Origin of the sequence: Flavobacterium sp., assembly GCF_040382755.1 — a bacterium.
Classification (GTDB): Bacteria; Bacteroidota; Bacteroidia; order Flavobacteriales; family Flavobacteriaceae; genus Flavobacterium.
Map to the genome: position 1 here is coordinate 1 of NZ_JBEIET010000197.1, position 2,547 is coordinate 2,547.

Genomic DNA, 2,547 nt, shown 5'->3' on the forward strand with positions numbered 1-2,547 from the left:
GAAGACGGTGTATTTCCTGATTTTAAAGACGGAAATCCTTCTGTAACTAACAACTGGAATGGCGATAATTTTGGACCAATTTATATTCCACAAGCTGGAAAAACAGTTGCTTTAAACAAAGAAACGTTACCCTTGTATAAATTAATCATCACAGAGTACGAAGGAAATACGTTAGAAGTAAAAGGTAATGAAATTAAAATAAACGGAAAAACAGCTACTTCCTATACCTTTAAACAAGATTATTATTGGATGATGGGAGACAACAGACATAATTCGTTGGATGCGCGTTATTTCGGCTACACGCCTGCAGATCATATTGTTGGTAAACCTATTTTTATTTGGATGAGTTTAGATTGGAATGCAAAAGGCTTACTAAATAAATTTAGAACCGAACGTTTCTTTACAACCGTTAGCGGAGAAGGACAACCCGAATCGTATTTCAAATACTTCTTATTCCTTTTTGCAGGATATTTTGCTTGGGATTGGTATAGAGGTAAGAAAAAGAAAAAAGAAGAATTACTTTAGTTAAAAATAAACACATAGTCACATAGTATTTTTGAGTTATTTTTGCAAGCAGAACAAAGAGCTATGATAACTATTCTAAGCATGGCGTCTTAACTTTACCAAAACTTTGTGCCTATGTGTTTTAAAAAATAAAGTATGAATAACATATTAATTTACCCTACTTACTTTCCATCTATCAGTCATTATATTGCGATGATTCATGCCGAATCGGTTACATTTGAAGTAGAAGATACGTTTCAAAAGCAAACCAACCGAAACCGAATGTACATTTATAGTCCAAATGGAATTCAAATGTTAAACATATCAGTAAAGCATAACGATGCAAACAACAAATTTAAAGACATCAAAATAGACAACCAATACAATTGGCAAAAAAACCATTTTAAATCTTTAGAAGCTGCTTATAAGAATTCGCCTTTTTACGAATATTTCATAGATGATTTACAACCCATATTCGAAAAGAAACACGAGTTTATGTTAGATCTAAACTTTGAAATATTTGAAAGAATAAATGATGCTTTAGGAATTTCGATTCCATTTGACAAAACAACGGAATATTTTCATAAAGTTACTGACAAAACTGATTATCGCTATTTGGCAAATGGTAAGAAAGACGCCACTCAAATAGAACCATATACTCAAGTTTTTGATAACAAGCACGGATTCATAAATAATTTATCTATTTTAGATTTGCTATTTAATGAAGGTAGATATGCAGTGGATTATTTAAAGCAGCAACATTTATAATTTTTTCATATAACTTAAAAAAAAACGTCCCGATTTTCATCGGGACGTTTTACTTATATTATAACATAACGTTATACGTTATGCTCTGCTTCAATTTGTTTTTTATCTGATGCTGACATTGTATCTACTAATACAGGTGTCGCAATAAATAACGAAGAATAGGTTCCTACAATAATACCGATTAACATCGCAAAGATAAATCCACGGATTGAATCGCCACCAAATACAAACATAATTGCTAATACCATAATCATCGTTAAAGATGTGTTTAATGTACGAGATAATGTAGTGTTTACAGAATCGTTTACAATTTTGTTAAAATTACCATGGTGCGATTTTCCACCTAAGAATTCACGAACTCTATCAAATACAATTACGGTATCATTCATTGAATATCCAATAACCGTAAGAATTGCAGCAATAAAGTGTTGGTCAATTTCCATATGGAAAGGCATGTATTTGTATAATAAAGAATAAATTCCTAATACAAAAATAACGTCATGCGCTACTGCAGCAATTGCTCCTAATGAATATTGGTATTTTCTGAACGAAATAACTAAGTATAAACATACTAATAACATCGCTCCTAATACTGCCCAATAGGCGTTTGTTTTAATGTCATCTGCAATAGAAGGTCCAACTTTCATAGCTTGTAATACCCCAAATTGTTTTCCTTCTTGTGTGTTAGTAAACTGATCGTATGAAATTTCTTTAGCAAAGAATTTTTTCAATCCTGCATATAATTTCTCATTTACTTCTTTATCAACCTCAACACCTTGCTTGTCAATTTTATATTTTGTAGTAATTTTCAACTGATTGTCGTTACCAAATGTTTTTGCTTCAGCTCTGTCAAAAAACTCAGCTGTTGAAAGCGCATTTGTAACTTCTTCTGAAGATACTTTTTGGTCAAATTGTACTTGGAATGTTCTTCCTCCTACAAAGTCAATACCTTGGTCGAATCCATTCGTAAAGAAAGAAACAAAACTAATAATACATACAATTAACGAGAATGCATATGTGAATTTTTTGATTTTTAAGAAATCGAAGTTGAAACCTGTAAACCAGTTTTTAGTAATGTTTGTAGAGAATTGTAAACTTCTTCCTTTAGCAATATCCGCATCAATAAAGAAACGTGCAATAAAGATTGAAGTAAATAATGAAGTTAAAATACCAATTAATAAAGTAATCGCAAAACCTCTAATCATTCCTTCTCCAAAAATATATAAAATTGTACCTGTTAATATATGTGTCACGTTGGCATCAATTATAGAACGC

The 2,547-nt window shown here is 31.1% G+C and carries 3 protein-coding genes; 2 read left to right on the forward strand and 1 reads right to left on the reverse strand.

The genetic code is table 11. The features are described from left to right. On the forward strand, positions 1–525 hold a 525-nt coding region (locus ABWO04_RS11065; protein WP_353079751.1), incomplete at its 5' end, for a S26 family signal peptidase. A 135-nt stretch (positions 526–660) separates the two neighbouring features. Then, positions 661–1,272: a WbqC family protein gene (locus tag ABWO04_RS11070; protein WP_353079752.1), complete on the forward strand. Its 612-nt coding sequence runs from the start codon at positions 661–663 to the stop codon at positions 1,270–1,272. Positions 1,273–1,343: 71 nt separating this feature from the next. On the opposite strand, the gene secF is transcribed toward ABWO04_RS11070, so the two are convergent. Further along, on the reverse strand, positions 1,344–2,547 hold a 1,204-nt coding region (gene secF, locus ABWO04_RS11075), incomplete at its 5' end, for a protein translocase subunit SecF (protein WP_353079753.1).

Bases quoted from the DNA above. Each gene is read 5' to 3' on its own strand.
- ABWO04_RS11070 (WP_353079752.1), top strand. From the start codon at position 661: ATGAATAACATATTAATTTACCCTACTTACTTTCCATCTATCAGTCAT.